Here is a 15,319-nt window from a genome sequence, read left to right as displayed (position 1 = left end):
CTGGCGAGATCATCGCCGGGCTTTTTTGTTGGATCCAGAACAGGCTCAGTCGTTCGCCGAAACCTTCACGCCGAGCATCTGCGGCACTGTGTTCGGCGCACCCATGGCGGCACCGATGATCATTGGGAAGGCGACCGGCTTATCAGGCGTGGCCTTCATGGTCAGGCTCTTCGGATTGTCGAGGAAGGTGCTGACCGCAGCCGAGATGGCATTCTGCAGTTCCGGAATGTTGAGCTGCGCGAGTATGATCGGCGTCATGGCCTTCAGCGAATTCGCCATCTGCTGTCCGGAGACGTTCTGCTTCGAGCCAGCATATTCCAGTGCACGCTTGGTGATCGATGCATCCTCAAAGCGGATCTGCGCGCCTTCGAAGTTAAGTTGCTGGGCAAGGCCGAGCATGGCGAAACCAAACGCCTGCTGCGCTTCTTCCTTGTTCGGGTTGGCTTCCGACTGGGTAATCGCGTCCTGCATCGACTTGATGAAGGCCAGCGTGCAGCCGGAGATTTTGAAGCCGAAATTCAGCTTGCCAATATTGGTAAAGTCGAAGGAAATCTCGGAAAGATCGACTGTGCCGGGCTCAAGATCCCAACCACCCTTCATGGAAATGTCGCCTTGGATATGCTGAAGGGCGAGCTTCTCGATAGCTTCCTTGCTCGCCGGATCGTCGCCGGCCTGGCTGAGATCGGCCTTCAAGCTCTTGAACGCCCCGTCGAAATCGAAGCCGGACGCATCTTCGCGCAGCGTGGCGTTCATGTCGCTTTCGAGGACGGAGAACGTTTCCATACCATCTTTGGTCACCTTGATCGCACCGGTATGGGCGCTCTCGGCGAACAACATGGCATCGATGCTGTCGCCCGGTTGCGCGGGAACGGAAATGCCGCCGAGCGTCAGGTCCGAGGCGCTGATGGTTACGCCGTCCTTGGATGAGTTGATATCCGGAAATGCGGCCTCTTCAATATAATAGCTGCCGCCGTCCTGCTCCTCGACCCCGGAGAGGGTGACCTCGCCGATGGAGACAGCTTCGCCGCCCGCCGGTTTGAAGCTGACGTTCTTGAGTGTGACTGTCGTGCCGTCGATATCAACGCTATCGGCAGCGACGACCATCCCGCCCTGCTGGCTGTAGGCGGCATTGATCTTCTTCAGGAGGTCCTGTCCGTCGAGCGCGAAAGCGGAGCCGGCGAACGAAAGAATGGCTGCGCTCGAAAGCATCAGCCGCGTTGTGCGGTAAAAGGTCATGAGAAAGTCCCCTGGATGGCAAGTGCCGTTGACTATTGCAATGAAGCTACTGCGGAACGGTCCGCCTTTATATTTGCAGACCCCTAAATTTCTGTTGAGGGGATCGGCAAACGAAGTCCAAATTCAGGTGATACTTTTTCCGTCTTTCGTGTCGGCACGAAGACGTCATCCACAGCCGGAACGCCCGGATTCCTTGCCCCACAGGCACTTCTGAGCTAGTCAGGATTCCATGGGACAAGAGATTTTACCGCCTTCCGGCGGAGACGGCGACAATATTCATCCGGTCGACCTGAAGGCGGCGCTCGAAGAGCGCTACCTTCGCTATGCGCTGTCGACTATCATGCACCGCGCACTGCCTGACGTGCGCGATGGTTTGAAACCGGTCCATCGCCGTATCGTCTATGCGATGAACGATATGGGTCTGCGGCCGAATGCGGCCTTCCGGAAATGCGCCAAGATCGTCGGCGAGGTGATGGGTAATTATCATCCGCATGGCGACCAGTCGATCTATGACGCGCTGGCACGCCTCGCGCAGGATTTCTCGCAGCGCTACACGCTAGTGAACGGGCAGGGCAATTTCGGCAATATCGACGGCGACAGTCCCGCTGCCATGCGATACACCGAATCGAAGATGACCGCGGTTTCCGAGCTGCTGCTCGAAGGTATCGACCAGGATGCCGTCGATTTCCGCGATACCTACGACGAATCCAATTCCGAGCCGGTCGTTCTTCCCGGCGCCTTCCCGAACCTTCTGGCGAACGGTTCCTCGGGCATTGCAGTCGGCATGGCGACGTCCATTCCCTCGCACAATGTGCACGAGGTCTGCGACGCCGCGCTGCATCTGATCAAACATCCCGATGCTACCGTCGAGAAGCTCGTCGAGTTCATTCCCGGCCCGGATTTTCCGACGGGCGGCATCATCATCGATAACAAAGAAAGCATCATCGAAAGTTACCGCACCGGCCGCGGCGGTTTTCGCGTGCGTGCGAAATGGGAGACGGAAGATCTCGGCCGCGGCGGCTACCAGATCATCGTCACCGAGATCCCCTTCCAGGTGCAGAAGTCGCGCCTGATCGAAAAGATCGCCGAACTCCTGATCGCCCGCAAGCTGCCGCTGCTGGAAGACATCAGGGACGAGTCGGCCGAGGATATCCGAATCGTCCTTGTGCCGAAGAGCCGCACCGTCGATCCAACCATCCTCATGGAATCGATGTTCAAGCTGACGGAGCTCGAAAGCCGTTTCCCGCTGAACATGAACGTCCTGTCTATGGGCGTCATACCCCGCGTCATGGCGCTGAACGAGGTGCTGAAGGAATGGCTGGCGCACCGCCGCGAAGTCCTGCAGCGCCGCTCGCGCTTCCGTCTGGCGGCCATCGACAGGCGCCTGGAAATCCTCGGCGGTTTGCTGATCGCCTACCTGAACATCGATGAGGTAATCCGCATCATCCGCGAAGAGGACGAGCCGAAGCCGGTCATGATGGCGCGCTGGGATCTGACCGACGTTCAGGTCGAGGCGATCCTCAACATGCGGCTGCGCGCTCTGCGCAAGCTCGAAGAATTCGAGATCCGTAAGGAACACGACGAACTCACCAAGGAAAAGGCCGATATCGAAGCGCTGCTCGCCTCCGACGAGAAGCAGTGGCAGACGGTTGCCTGGGAAATCGGCGAGGTGAAGAAGAAATTCGCCAAAGCCACCGAGGTCGGCCGTCGCCGCACGCAGTTCGCCGAAGCCCCCGAGGCCGACGAGGAAGCCATCCAGCACGCGATGATCGAGAAGGAACCGATCACCGTCGTCGTCTCCGAAAAGGGTTGGATCCGCGCTCTCAAGGGCCACATTTCCGATACGTCGACATTGGCCTTCAAGGAAGGCGACGGTCTGAAGGTTGCCTTCCCCGCGCAGACGACCGACAAGATCCTGATTGTCACGACCGGCGGCAAGGTCTTCACGCTCGGTGGCGACAAGCTGCCCGGCGGCCGCGGCCACGGCGAGCCGCTGCGCATCATGATCGACATGGAAAACGATCAGGATGTGCTGACCGCCTTCGTCCACGATGCTGCGCGCAAGATGCTGATCGTTTCGACCGTCGGTAACGGGTTCGTGGTGCCGGAGGCGGAAATGGTCGCCAATACCCGCAAGGGCAAGCAGATCATGAACGTTTCCATGCCCGATGAGACCAAGCTTCTCGTGCCTGTGTCCGGCGATCACATCGCCGTTGTCGGCGAGAACCGCAAGATGCTGGTCTTCCCGCTCAGCCAAGTGCCGGAAATGACGCGCGGCAAGGGCGTGCGCCTGCAGCGCTACAAGGATGGCGGCATTTCCGACGTTCGCTGCTTTGCCATCACCGATGGCTTGAGCTGGGAAGACAGTGCCGGCCGTACTTTCACGAAGAACAAGGACGAGCTTGCCGAATGGCTGGCCGACCGCGCCACCGCCGGCCGCACGGTGCCGAAGGGCTTCCCGCGCAGCGGCAAATTCGCCGGCTGATCCGGGAATTTTGAAGCTCCGCCCTTGGCGGGCGGAGCAATTCCTCTATCTCTGTCCTGTCACCAAAAGAAGGGCCAACAAGAAGGGCAATGTCGTTCCGCGGGCGGGCGGGATGGCCGTCAGCCGTGCGCTTGAGAGCGCGCGCGAACAATGGAGGCCCCGACAACGGAGGCCCGCCAACGGAGGAATGCCGATGCCCGCCAATACCATCAAGCTGCATGTCGCCCACAGCTACAGGGCGCCGCCCGCTACGATTTACGATGCGTGGCTCAATCCCGAAATCGCCCGCCGCTTTTTATTCGCAACCGATGACGGCCATGTCGTCCGCGCCGATATCGATCCGCGCGTCGGCGGCCGCTTCATCATCGTCGACCGCCGCCCGACCGGCGACGCCTTTCATCACGGCGTATTCCTGGAATTGAAACGCCCCAGACGCATTGTGTTTTGCTTTTCGGTCGAGGAGCACGACCACAATTGCGATCGCGTCGAAATCGATATCGAACCGCTCGGCAGCGGCAGCCGCCTGACCCTCACGCACGAAATGTGCGCGGAATGGGCGGAATACGAGGAAAAGACCCGCCAGGGCTGGACGCACATCATCGAAGGGCTAGATCGGGAACTGGAGCTTTCCGCAAGTTCGAAACGGTCGAATCCCGAAGCAGGACAGTCGGCCGGCGCTATGGCGTGAGCGGTATCGTGTGATCGCGCAGGAAGCGTGTCGCGCCGTCCTCGTCGATTTCTCCTGCCGCGACATCCAGCACGAAGGTGATGATTTGCGCGTTGTCGGCATCGATAAGGTAGCCGTTGATATAGAGAAATGTAAAAGCTGCGAGGTAACCGGTGCGCTTGTTGCCGTCCGCGAAGGGATGGTTTCGAACGATCCCGTGCAGATAGGCTGCCGCCAACGCGAAAATATCCGGCTCACCATAAGCCGCTTTGTTGATCGGTCGTGCCAAGCCCATTTCCAATGAATCGAAAGAGCGAAGCCCTGGAAGACCGCCGTGTTCGGCGATCTGCTCTTCATGCATCTTTTCAATCGCTTCCCGGCTGAGCCACTTCAAACGGCTCATTTCGCGAGTTCACGAAGGGCAACCCTATATTTTTCCATGCCGATGCGTGCAGCGCGCATCTGTTCTGCAAGATCTGCGGATTCCGGAACCAGGTGGATTGTGCCGTCCGTTTCGCGCAACTCAAGGCTATCGCCACTGCTGAGCCCAAGACGTTGAAGTACTTCCTTCGGAATGATGACCCCTTCCGAATTGCCGATTTTGCGGATGGTGACGTTCATAGCCGCTTCCCGTAATAACAGAGTTATAACAGAAGATAGGTCATAATCACTCGCCGATCAAGCGGGCTGAACGCTCTTGCCTTTCGCCATCCAGACGGAATGGGCCGCAATCGCCGCAACCAGTATCGCACCGCCGACGAGCGTCATGGTGGCTGGCGTTTCGGCAAAGATCATCCAGACCCAGATCGGCGCAAGCACCGTCTCCAGCAGGTAGAACATTCCGACCTCAGGCGCAGAGAGATAACGCGGCCCCGTCGCCAGGCACCAGAAGGCGACCGGCATCATGATGGCGCCGTTGAAGGCGATCCAGCCGGGGTGGGCGATTGAAAGTCCGGAAGGCAGGACCTGCGCCAGGCCGAGTGCCGCCGGCAGGATTGCGGCAAGCAGCGGCACGAAACCCATTTCCCGGCGCGAGGCGCGCCCGACTGTGATAGCGGCAGCAAGCACCAGCGCACTGAGCAGCGCCATGGCGTCGCCGAAGAAATGGCCGCTCGAAAGTCCCTCGCGTACGATCAGTCCGACGCCGAAGATCATGAACAGCATGGCGATCAGCGTCGCCGGCTGCGGCTTCTCCTTGAGAAACAGCCAGGACAGCAGCGCCCCGAACATCGGGTTGAAGGCGACGATGAAGACAACATTGGCGGTGGCCGTGTTGAAGACTGCCAATACGAAGGTGACGGAAGAAAGCCCGTAAAGCAGCCCGGCCAGCAGGCCGGGACGACCTGGAACGAGCAGCGGCCACCTGCCGGAGAAAAGGCGCATCGCAATCAGGATGACGAGCGTGGCAAGAACCGTCGCCACGCTTCGCACACTGAGGATCGACCAGATATCGCCGTCAGCAAGGCGAACGAGCGGAATATCCATGGAAAGTGCCAATCCGCCGATCGCCGTCAGCAGCAGGCCCTTCCGGTGATCGGAAAGGTGGGGAAGGGGCATCAGTCCTGCGGATCGTCCTCGAGAGAAGAGGGATCGAAACGTTCCCAACCGCGCGGCGTCAGATGTTCCTGTGGCTGGAAGCGTGTCTTGTAATCCATCTTCCGCGATCCTTGAACCCAGTAGCCAAGATAGACATGCGGCAGGCCGAGCGCTCTTGTGCGGCGCACATGATCGAGGATCATGAAAGTGCCGAGCGAGCGCCGATCGAGATCAGGATTGAAGTAGGAATAGACCATGGAGAGACCGTCGCTCATCGTATCGGTCAGTGCGGCGGCGAGCAACTCGCCCTTCGGCCGCGTTTCCAGCCCGGAGCCTTCCTCGCGCCGGCGGTATTCGATGATCTTGGTGTTCACATGCGTGTCTTCCACCATGATCGCATAATCGAGCACGGTCATATCGGACATGCCGCCCTGTTGGTGGCGATAATCGAGGTAACGTCGGAAGAGAGAATATTGCTCGCTAGACGGCTGAGCCGGAAATTCCGTGGCGATGATATCGGAATTGCTCGTCAGCACCCGCTTCATCGATTTGGTGGGTTCGAACTCCTGCGCCAGGATGCGCACGGAGACACAGGCGCGGCAAGCCTCGCAGGCAGGTCGGTAGGCAATGTTCTGCGAACGGCGAAAGCCGCCCTGGGTCAGGATGTCGTTCATCTCTGCCGCACGCGGGCCGACGAGATGGGTGAAGACCTTACGCTCCATCTCATGCGGCAGATACGGACAGGTAGCCGGAGCCGTCAGATAAAACTGCGGGGATGGCGTGGTCTGCGTATTCATCTCTCGCGGAGATTTCCTTTCAAGCGCGTGTCAATTCAGACAGCATGACGCAAGAATAAAAAACGTCAACCGCGCGACATTCAGTGCCGCGCAATCGAATATTCGATTTCTTGGATATGGCGCTCTTTTGTGGCCGTCAAAGGGCCGGTGGAGACTTTATTTCGCCTCCGCCGGGATGGATCAGTTGGTGCGAACCGTCGCCGTGCCGACGAGGAAATCATGCAGCAGGCGCGAGCGCTCCGTAAATAAGCCAACCAGAAGAATCAGCGGTGTCAGTACCGAATTCAGGATCCAGAACAGCGCCAGATGCGCAATCGCCAGGATGAAGTCCATTGGCCTTCCATCAACGCGCACGATCGCGATACCCATCGCGCGCATGCCCAGCGAAGCCTGTGCAGGGCCGCCGACGGTCATGCCGAAATAAAGACCTGCGACGATGACAAAGAGGGCCGGATAAAGAATGAAGCCGAGCCCCAGCGTGACGATCCCCAGGAAGAACACAACGATCGCCGCCGGAATGCAGAGCAGGGCTACGATGACGTAGTCGAGGATGAAGGCGAAGACGCGACGGCTGAGCACACCGCTATAGGCGCGCCAGTCCTCCGGTGCGGCATAGACCGGGTTGGGATTGTAGCTCATCCATATCTCCCTTCGAAAGACGATGCCGCTGATATGGTATCGTCAGGGGGAAATACAATAATTCGCCCGAAAATCACCTTTTTGCGAGGATTTTCGCCACTTCCGGCGCAAAATAGGTGAGGATGCCGTCGCAGCCGGCACGCTTGAAGGCAAGCAGCGTCTCCATCATGATTCGCTCGCCGTCGATCCAGCCGTTCATAGCCGCAGCCTTGATCTGCGAATATTCGCCGGAAACCTGATAGGCGAAAGTCGGCAGGCCGAAAGCCTCCTTCACCCGCCAGCAAATGTCGATATAGGCAAGACCCGGCTTCACCATCAGCATGTCGGCGCCTTCCTCGACATCGAGGGCGGCATCGCGGATCGCTTCCGTGCCGTTTGCCGGATTGATGTAATAGCTGTTCTTGTCGCCCTTCAGCAGGCCCTTGGTATTGATCGCCTCGCGATAGGGCCCGTAGAAGCCGGAAGAAAACTTCGTTGCGTAGGACATGATGCCGACATTCTGATGCCCGGCGGCATCGAGCCCACGGCGGATCGCGCCGATGCGCCCGTCCATCATTTCCGAGGGGGCGATGATGTCGGCGCCGGCATCGGCCTGCAGGATCGCCGCCTTGACCACCTGGTCGACCGTCTCGTCATTGACGATCTCGCCATCGCGCAGGATGCCGTCATGCCCATGGCTGGTGAAGGGGTCGAGCGCCACATCGGTAATAATGCCGATATTGGGCACTGCCTTTTTGATGGCAGCCGTCGTCTGATTGATGAGGTTATTGGCGACGAGGCTGTTCGAGCCTGTCTCATCGCGCAATTCCATCTCTATATCGGGGAAGGTAGCAAGGGCAGGGATACCGAGATCGGCCGCTTCCTTCGCCGCCTCGACCGCCTTGTCGACGCTCATCCGGTTGACGCCGGGCATGGCCGCGATCGGATCGACGATGCCGGTTCCCGGAACGATGAAGATTGGCCAGATCAGATCGTCGACCGTCAGGCGATTTTCCTGCACAAGCCGGCGCGTCCAGTCGGCCTTGCGGTTGCGCCGCATGCGGCGGTGACCGGTGATTTCATCGACGAGATGCGTCTTGTCCTGCATGATATCTGTCCCTGGGCCATTCCATTTATCGAAGCGGTCATTATCATGCGCCCCGGAAAATCCAAACCGGACGATTGGCCGCGGCGGATGAAAGCCGAATAACTGAAGCCGCAACTCGAGTGTGATGTTCCGCCATGGAAACCGATTCTCCGACGATACCGAAACGGACGCTGACGGATATCCTCTTCATCTTCTTCCTGCGGCTCGTTGCCGTCTCCTGCTTCTGGTTCGGTTTGCAGTATTGGGCGATGCTCGTGGGCTACTCGCTTGTCGGCGCCGGCCGCTTCGATCTGTTGAGCCTGCCATGGAAGGTCGCAAGCACCTCGCTTGCCGTTCTTTTCCCGGTCGCCTCGCTAGGCCTCTGGCTCACGGTTTCCTGGGGGCCGGTTATCTGGGTGCTCGCCGCAGGCGGCCAGATCCTCATGTACGGTCTGCTCCCGCAGATCTTCGGACCCAATCACCTGATCATTCTGCTCCACGTGATCGTCGCGGTCATCTACTGGATTTTCAGGCTTTCCCTGTGGCTGGAGCGGCGCCGGCAGCGCCGTCAGGTAAGTGTTGATTTACCCTGATACATCAAGGGGTTTTCGTAAGCCTCTGTTAAGCCTGCGGTTTAAGTCGAATTTTATATGTATTCGATAGGGTCTCACTCAAGGCGGGAAGAAAACGACACCGCCAAACAAAACAGTGAGGCAGTCAAATGAACACGAAAATCAAGCCGCAGGCGGCATCGACTTTCCATGCACACGAACAGGGCATCCGTGATCTTTACATGGAATCCCTTCATCTTGTTGAACGTCTTCACCGTCGTCTGCTCGACGTCATCAAGGACGAGTTCGACCGTCAGGGCCGCAGTGACGTCAACGCCATTCAGGCACTCCTGCTCTTCAACATCGGCAACTCCGAGCTGACCGCCGGCGAGCTGCGCTCTCGCGGCTACTATCTCGGCTCGAACGTTTCCTACAACGTCAAGAAGCTGGTCGACCTCGGCTTCATCAACCACCAGCGCTCCCGCATCGACCGCCGCTCGGTCCGTATCAGCCTGACCGAAACCGGCCAGGACATCGCCGAAACGGTGGCCCGGCTCTACGAACGCCACATCGCCTCGATCGACAAGGTTGGTGGCATCGGCACGGATGAGTTTACGCAGATGAACAAGCTGCTTCAGCGTCTTGACCGTTTCTGGAACGATCAGATTTTGTATAGATTGTAATGGTTTAATCGAGTGGCAATGCTTGCTTGGCAGTGGGACTAAAGCGCGCGGCAGGCATCAAATAGTACCAAGAAGCACGCGATCGCAGCTAGCTGCGTTACAATTGCGTGCCAGTAAACCGACCTCCATCGGCACTTAGAGCGCGCGCGGCTTTCCCTCCGCGACGCGCTTTTCTGCTGCTGTACCCCGATCACTTTCTGACACGGCCACGCGCCGCTCTGTCCCCTTTTGAGCGCCGCCGTTGGCAACGCGCGCCTCGGACGCTTAGAGATCGTACCGGCTGACGATTTCCTCAGCCAGACGCCGATGCTCTTCGGTTGATTGGTAGAAATGGATTTCGGTCTGAAAGGCGGGCCACTGGCCCGCTTGTCGTATCAGAAATACTACTTCGGCCTCGACCGTCTCGATTTCTCGCTCGTTCCGGCCCTCAGGTCTACATGTTCCCAAACATCCAACACCGCATATGCACCGTGATGACGCCAAGCGTATCCGTAATAGCCATGACTTCCGGCGGCTTTCCAACCGTAGGAGAGCCGCTGCCGCATGCTCCTCTTGGTGATCCCGACGTAGATCGGCTTATTGTCGATACTGGCGATATAAAGCTTCGGTTGCAGGGATTTAGCTATTCCGGAAAAGCGAGAGGAGCCCTGCAAACATTGGACGGTGAACGCTTCCGGCGTATAGGCTAGCTCGTATCGTCCAGGCCCGGCTATATTCATATAAGTCGTCCGTAGTTAGAGGAGTGGGCGGTCGTTCGGACCTTCCATCTTGGACCACCAAGGTAGGATCTGGGTGACATCTATGGGGAACGGCTTGCGCGTAAGCACTACGCCGCAATCCCTCGTTAGCTCAGACAACCCGTAACCTTCGTATTTTTCTGTAACGGCATGGCCTAAAACCTCCATAAAGCCGTCTGTTTCTGTCTGAGCGAAACTGTCGTTCAGTTCTTGTATCGACGCAAAAACAACCAACCGCATATCTGCTTCGATAATATCGGGATCGGAAGCAGCTAGCTGCCTAGCCCGTTCAAGCGCTGATCGTCGAAGTTTGGTGGCCATTTGCATCCAGCTGTCCATCGTAAGGACGATTCCGTATGCGGTGGCAGATACTGTGTTGGCGGAGTAGACTCCCTGACGCGCGTGCGAGAAAAACCGCCATAGCTGAAAGATTCCTTTGACGACCTGCTCGAATCCTTGCTTCGCCGCAATCGCCGGATTATCCGAAAATTGGGCTTCGAAGGTGAGCTTGGTTGCCTTGCATTCGATCGCTATCGTGATCTGATCGCCGTCTCTGATAAGGCAGTCCGGGGGATCTACAAACGTCGCCTTACTCCGTCCGTATGGTTTGCCTTTCAGAGCCTGAAAGCGCGAATGGTAAGCTTCTACAAGCTTTCTCACGTAGTCCTCAAAACGGGCGTTGGCCTCAGTCATCAAGCGAGTTGGGCCTCGCTTGATGTCGTAGTAGAGCCCGGCGGTAGCCCGGTTCATGATAAGTGGCGGCAAAGGCGCAGTGTAAATTAAACTTCGGTGGCTAACGCGGATGATCGGATGTTGGCGTAAAACGCTTGGCATATATGCCGTTCGCATTGGCGTCCCGAGACTTCTCACCGAATCTGCGTTCATCTTAGTCGCCTTCGCGCGAGCCTCTATAAGCCCGATACTGTGTAAAGCAAGCGTTCTTGCCATATCCTCCTGCGACAAACCAAGCGCGGAGGTATCAGGTTCAGTGAGCCAAGGCTTTTCTAGGAGGAGTCCGAACAGGGCAACGCTTAAGTACAAGAAATTCGAAACTGAGATGCCGTTCTTCTCTTCGAAAAACTCTCCGCACTCGCCCTGCCCATAGACATAGGCGTAGCGGTAAAGCTGCTCGGTGTTGTATCCGCGCTGCCATGCAAATTGCCTCTGGCCAATCCGATACATTTCCTCCCAGATGTTGTCGGCTGTTCCCGTCATCCCGTACTCGCCGTTTTCCAACTCCCGCAGCAAGTTGACCAATACGCCGAGCGACTCAAACCGAGTGAGGTTCGTATATTTATAGCGGCCGGTACGTGGTCGATCCTTTGGAGTCGAAAGAAGTGACGTAACGATTGTTTCAAGCTCCCATGGGTGGATGGCGTACTCGTCGAACCTTCGCTTTCCGATCACTGCTTCCTTCGGGAACGTTATGTATCTGGCAGCGAGCTTGGCTTTTCCAGACTGGAGCGCGTTCACGGCCCATATGAGTGTCAGCGCGTTTACGTCATTCGACCGCTCCAGCCACTCGCGATAGCGATTCCGGACAATTCTGAGTTTGAAGCGGGAGGTCGAATGTTCCATGCCAGACGAATACCAGAAGTGGTAGCCGAGATTCGAGAGGCAGGCCGCCGTTATCCCATGAGTAATTCCGTAGGTCGCCATTGGGGCCTTGGCCGAGCAGCCACTTCTGGAACGATCAGATCCTGTACCGCCTCTGGGTCCGAGACTTCAGGGTTGACGAAAATCCACGCCTCGCTTTCACCGCTCGCCTCTGCGTGGCATCTTTGCAACGCAAGCCAGCCAAGCGAAAAGCCCGGTATTCAAGCCGTTTTTTAGTCGTTATTAACCGCCACGGTTTACCGGTCATGTGGTTCGGTGCACGCGGTTTCCGGCAACCGGCAGTCTGTCTTCCGGCCCGGCAACACGAATTGGCCATATTGATGTGACAGCGGAATATTCGATAGCCGGCGTCCTCGCTGGACCATTGGCACCATCCAGGTTGCTCGCAATCTTGTGATGGGACTGGCGGAATTTCCTGCTGCGCCGGAAGAACGAACGGATAGGGATCTGCGTTAAAGCGCAGAATATCGCAAAGGGCCGCGGCTTCCTCCACCGTGGCATTGAGTGGTTGGGACGAATGTCTAAGAAGAACGGAATTGAAGCTCTCTCGCGCCGCGCCTTTCTGGCGTCGGCGGCAACGGTCGGTGCCGGCGCGCTTGCCGCACCCGCATTCGCGCAATCGGCGCTCGATGGGCTCCTGAATGCCCCGAAACGCGGCAACTGGGACGACCAGTTCGACGCGAAAGCCGCCTCGCGCACGGCGACGGCCGTTCTCTCCAATACGCCGATCCTCAGCCCGCAGTCGGTGCCGAGCACGCAGCAGGCGATCATGCAGTATCAGCAGATCGCGTCCGCCGGCGGTTGGCCGGAGGTCAATCCGGGCGATCAGCGCCTGCAGCTCGGTGTCAGTTCTCCCACTGTCCAGGCGCTGCGCCAGCGTCTGGCGATCACCGGCGACCTGCCGCGTGAGGCCGGCCTTTCCAACGCCTTCGATTCCTATGTCGACGGCGCCGTCAAGCGCTTCCAGGCCCGTCACGGCCTGCCGGCCGACGGCGTTCTCGGCGAATTCACGCTGAAGGCGATGAATATCCCGGCCGATGTGCGTCTGCAGCAGCTGAACACCAACCTGATCCGCATTCAGACTTTCCCGGAAGACATGGGCCGCCGTCACCTGATGGTCAACATTCCGGCCGCCTATGTGGAAGCCGTTGAAGATGGCAGCGTTGCGACCCGCCATACCGCGGTCGTCGGCCGCCTCAGCCGCCCGACGCATATCGTCAATTCCAAGGTATATGAAGTCATCCTGAACCCGTATTGGACGGCGCCGCGCTCGATCGTCGAGAAGGACATCATGCCGCTGATGCGCAAGGATCCGACCTATCTCGAAAAGAACGCAATCCGCCTGATCGACGGCAAGGGCAACGAAGTCGCCCCTGAGACAGTCGACTGGAACGGCGAGGCGCCGAACCTGATGTTCCGTCAGGATCCGGGCAAGATCAACGCCATGGCCTCCACGAAGATCAACTTCTACAACAAGAACGGCGAGTACATGCACGACACGCCGCAGCAGGGCCTGTTCAACAAGCTCATGCGCTTCGAATCTTCAGGCTGCGTGCGCGTCCAGAATGTCCGAGACCTGTCGACATGGCTGCTGCGCGAGACCCCTGGCTGGAGCCGTCAGCAGATGGAGCAGGTGATCGCAAGCGGCGTCAACACGCCGATCAAGCTTGCCGTCGAAGTTCCCGTTTATTTCGTCTATATCTCGGCCTGGGGCATGCCTGATGGCGTCGTCCAGTTCCGCGACGACATCTACCAGATGGACGGCAATGCCGAACTGGCGCTCGACACCACCGCAGGCATGGAGCAGCCGGTACAGTAAGTCCGGCGTATGGAGTTCACGCAAAGCCGCGCCATGTGCGCGGCTTTTTTCATTTCCGCGAGGCGATATCAGACGCAAACTGTTCGGCTCGCGCGCTTAGCCCAGCAAATGTCGTTCTTCGTATTGCCCTCGCATCGGTGGAAGGCTAATACCTTGCCGCATCCCAGTGAAGGAGCCAGCCCATGACCAATGCTTCCACCGAATCCTTCTTCAATCGCTCGCTTGCGGACGTCGATCCGGAAATCTTTGGCGCGATCGGAAAGGAACTCGGTCGTCAACGGCATGAGATCGAACTGATCGCATCCGAGAACATCGTTTCCCGCGCCGTTCTGGAAGCCCAGGGCTCCATCATGACAAACAAATATGCCGAGGGCTATCCCGGCAAGCGCTACTACGGTGGCTGCCAGTTCGTCGATATCGCCGAGGAACTCGCCATCGAGCGCGCCAAGAAGCTCTTCGGCGTCAACTTCGCCAACGTTCAGCCGAATTCCGGTTCGCAGATGAACCAGGCCGTGTTTCTTGCGCTGCTGCAGCCGGGCGACACCTTCATGGGTCTCGACCTGAATTCCGGCGGTCACTTGACGCACGGTTCGCCGGTCAACATGTCCGGCAAATGGTTCAACGTCGTGTCCTACGGCGTGCGCGAGGGCGATAACCTGCTCGATATGGACGACGTCGAGCGTAAGGCCAAAGAACACAAGCCGAAACTGATCATCGCCGGCGGCACCGCCTATTCCCGTATCTGGGACTGGAAGCGTTTCCGCGAGATCGCTGACTCGGTCGGCGCCTACCTGATGGTTGACATGGCCCACATCGCCGGTCTCGTCGCTGGTGGCGTGCATCCGTCGCCGTTCCCGCACTGCCATGTTGCGACGACCACGACCCACAAGTCGCTCCGCGGTCCGCGCGGCGGCGTTATCCTGACGAATGACGAGGATCTGGCGAAGAAGTTCAACTCCGCCGTCTTCCCCGGTCTTCAGGGTGGCCCGTTGATGCACATCATCGCCGCCAAGGCCGTTGCCTTCGGCGAAGCGCTACAGCCTGAATTCAAGGAACATGCCGCCCAGGTCGTCAAGAACGCCAAGGCGCTGGCCGAAACGCTTGTTGCCGGCGGCCTCGATGTCGTCTCCGGCGGCACCGACAACCACCTGATGCTCGTCGATCTGCGCAAGAAGAACGCCACCGGCAAGCGCGCAGAAGCCGCACTCGGCCGCGCCTACATCACCTGCAACAAGAACGGTATTCCCTTCGATCCCGAAAAGCCCTTCGTCACCTCGGGTGTTCGCCTCGGCGCACCGGCTGGCACGACGCGCGGCTTCAAGGAAGCCGAATTCCGTGAAATCGGTAACCTCATCGTCGAGGTTCTCGACGGCCTGAAGGTCGCCAATTCCGACGAAGGCAATGCCGCCGTCGAAGCTGCCGTCCGCGGCAAGGTGGTGAATCTGACTGATCGCTTCCCCATGTATGACTACATGGGCTAAGGAGA

General features: G+C 58.5%; 14 protein-coding genes. 6 read left to right on the top strand and 8 right to left on the bottom strand.

Annotated features, from left to right (window positions below):
- Positions 1-45 precede the first annotated feature (45 nt).
- Positions 46-1,236, bottom strand: a complete 1,191-nt coding sequence (locus FHT92_RS02390) for a hypothetical protein (RefSeq protein WP_183822262.1) — start codon at positions 1,234-1,236, stop codon at positions 46-48.
- A gap of 229 nt (positions 1,237-1,465) precedes the next feature.
- Here FHT92_RS02390 and parC point away from each other — a divergent pair, with 229 nt between their 5' ends.
- Positions 1,466-3,721 (top strand): DNA topoisomerase IV subunit A, encoded by a 2,256-nt coding sequence (parC, locus tag FHT92_RS02385; RefSeq protein WP_183822260.1) that lies wholly within the window; start codon positions 1,466-1,468, stop codon positions 3,719-3,721.
- 193 nt (positions 3,722-3,914) lie between these two features.
- Positions 3,915-4,409: an SRPBCC domain-containing protein gene (locus FHT92_RS02380; protein WP_183822258.1), complete on the top strand. Its 495-nt coding sequence runs from the start codon at positions 3,915-3,917 to the stop codon at positions 4,407-4,409.
- On the opposite strand, the gene FHT92_RS02375 is transcribed toward FHT92_RS02380, so the two are convergent.
- The 6 genes from FHT92_RS02375 to hemB form a co-directional block, all read right to left on the bottom strand.
- Positions 4,399-4,791 carry a type II toxin-antitoxin system death-on-curing family toxin gene (locus tag FHT92_RS02375; RefSeq protein ID WP_183822256.1) on the bottom strand — a complete coding sequence of 131 codons (393 nt, stop codon included), beginning with the start codon at positions 4,789-4,791 and terminating at the stop codon, positions 4,399-4,401. The genes FHT92_RS02380 and FHT92_RS02375 overlap by 11 nt on opposite strands.
- Positions 4,788-5,009 (bottom strand): AbrB/MazE/SpoVT family DNA-binding domain-containing protein, encoded by a 222-nt coding sequence (locus tag FHT92_RS02370; protein ID WP_183822254.1) that lies wholly within the window; start codon positions 5,007-5,009, stop codon positions 4,788-4,790. Before FHT92_RS02370 ends, FHT92_RS02375 begins: the two co-directional genes overlap by 4 nt.
- Positions 5,010-5,066: 57 nt before the next feature.
- On the bottom strand, positions 5,067-5,945 hold the full coding sequence (locus tag FHT92_RS02365) for a DMT family transporter (RefSeq protein ID WP_183822252.1): 879 nt from the start codon (positions 5,943-5,945) through the stop codon (positions 5,067-5,069).
- Positions 5,945-6,721, bottom strand: coding sequence for an arginyltransferase (locus FHT92_RS02360; protein WP_183822250.1), 777 nt, complete (start codon positions 6,719-6,721; stop codon positions 5,945-5,947). The genes FHT92_RS02365 and FHT92_RS02360 overlap by 1 nt, the downstream gene beginning before the upstream one ends.
- 180 nt (positions 6,722-6,901) lie before the next feature.
- Complete coding sequence (locus tag FHT92_RS02355) at positions 6,902-7,360, bottom strand: RDD family protein (protein WP_183822248.1); 459 nt, start codon at positions 7,358-7,360, stop codon at positions 6,902-6,904.
- Positions 7,361-7,433: 73 nt separating this feature from the next.
- On the bottom strand, positions 7,434-8,447 hold the full coding sequence (gene hemB, locus FHT92_RS02350; protein WP_183822246.1) for a porphobilinogen synthase: 1,014 nt from the start codon (positions 8,445-8,447) through the stop codon (positions 7,434-7,436).
- Positions 8,448-8,581: 134 nt separating this feature from the next.
- Between hemB and FHT92_RS02345 the strand changes: the two genes are divergently transcribed.
- A complete protein-coding gene (locus FHT92_RS02345; protein ID WP_183744097.1) occupies positions 8,582-9,019 on the top strand; it encodes a DUF6163 family protein in 438 nt (145 codons plus the stop codon).
- 128 nt (positions 9,020-9,147) lie between these two features.
- Positions 9,148-9,660: a transcriptional regulator LdtR gene (ldtR, locus tag FHT92_RS02340; RefSeq protein ID WP_112544669.1), complete on the top strand. Its 513-nt coding sequence runs from the start codon at positions 9,148-9,150 to the stop codon at positions 9,658-9,660.
- Positions 9,661-10,394: 734 nt separating this feature from the next.
- Here the strand turns inward: ldtR and FHT92_RS02335 are convergent.
- Entirely contained in the window at positions 10,395-12,056 is a 1,662-nt protein-coding gene (locus tag FHT92_RS02335; RefSeq protein ID WP_183822244.1) for a hypothetical protein, read from the bottom strand.
- Between the two features lie 475 nt (positions 12,057-12,531).
- On the opposite strand from FHT92_RS02335, the gene FHT92_RS02330 reads away from it, so the two are divergent.
- Together FHT92_RS02330 and glyA are read left to right on the top strand one after the other, a co-directional pair.
- Positions 12,532-13,833, top strand: a complete 1,302-nt coding sequence (locus FHT92_RS02330; protein ID WP_183744089.1) for a murein L,D-transpeptidase — start codon at positions 12,532-12,534, stop codon at positions 13,831-13,833.
- A gap of 182 nt (positions 13,834-14,015) precedes the next feature.
- Positions 14,016-15,314 carry a serine hydroxymethyltransferase gene (gene glyA, locus FHT92_RS02325; RefSeq protein ID WP_183822242.1) on the top strand — a complete coding sequence of 433 codons (1,299 nt, stop codon included), beginning with the start codon at positions 14,016-14,018 and terminating at the stop codon, positions 15,312-15,314.
- The last annotated feature ends 5 nt before the right edge of the window (positions 15,315-15,319 follow it).

This window comes from Rhizobium sp. BK377 (assembly GCF_014193935.1).
Classification (GTDB): domain Bacteria; phylum Pseudomonadota; class Alphaproteobacteria; order Rhizobiales; family Rhizobiaceae; genus Rhizobium.
The sequence above is the reverse complement of the archived record's forward strand: the minus strand, read 5'-3'. Positions and strand labels throughout refer to the sequence as shown.

Coding starts and splice junctions, on each gene's coding strand:
- FHT92_RS02390 (WP_183822262.1), bottom strand. CDS start 1,236: ATGACCTTTTACCGCACAACGCGGCTGATGCTTTCGAGCGCAGCCATT.
- parC (WP_183822260.1), top strand. CDS start 1,466: ATGGGACAAGAGATTTTACCGCCTTCCGGCGGAGACGGCGACAATATT.
- FHT92_RS02380 (WP_183822258.1), top strand. CDS start 3,915: ATGCCCGCCAATACCATCAAGCTGCATGTCGCCCACAGCTACAGGGCG.
- FHT92_RS02375 (WP_183822256.1), bottom strand. CDS start 4,791: ATGAGCCGTTTGAAGTGGCTCAGCCGGGAAGCGATTGAAAAGATGCAT.
- FHT92_RS02370 (WP_183822254.1), bottom strand. CDS start 5,009: ATGAACGTCACCATCCGCAAAATCGGCAATTCGGAAGGGGTCATCATT.
- FHT92_RS02365 (WP_183822252.1), bottom strand. CDS start 5,945: ATGCCCCTTCCCCACCTTTCCGATCACCGGAAGGGCCTGCTGCTGACG.
- FHT92_RS02360 (WP_183822250.1), bottom strand. CDS start 6,721: ATGAATACGCAGACCACGCCATCCCCGCAGTTTTATCTGACGGCTCCG.
- FHT92_RS02355 (WP_183822248.1), bottom strand. CDS start 7,360: ATGAGCTACAATCCCAACCCGGTCTATGCCGCACCGGAGGACTGGCGC.
- hemB (WP_183822246.1), bottom strand. CDS start 8,447: ATGCAGGACAAGACGCATCTCGTCGATGAAATCACCGGTCACCGCCGC.
- FHT92_RS02345 (WP_183744097.1), top strand. CDS start 8,582: ATGGAAACCGATTCTCCGACGATACCGAAACGGACGCTGACGGATATC.
- ldtR (WP_112544669.1), top strand. CDS start 9,148: ATGAACACGAAAATCAAGCCGCAGGCGGCATCGACTTTCCATGCACAC.
- FHT92_RS02335 (WP_183822244.1), bottom strand. CDS start 12,056: ATGGCGACCTACGGAATTACTCATGGGATAACGGCGGCCTGCCTCTCG.
- FHT92_RS02330 (WP_183744089.1), top strand. CDS start 12,532: ATGTCTAAGAAGAACGGAATTGAAGCTCTCTCGCGCCGCGCCTTTCTG.
- glyA (WP_183822242.1), top strand. CDS start 14,016: ATGACCAATGCTTCCACCGAATCCTTCTTCAATCGCTCGCTTGCGGAC.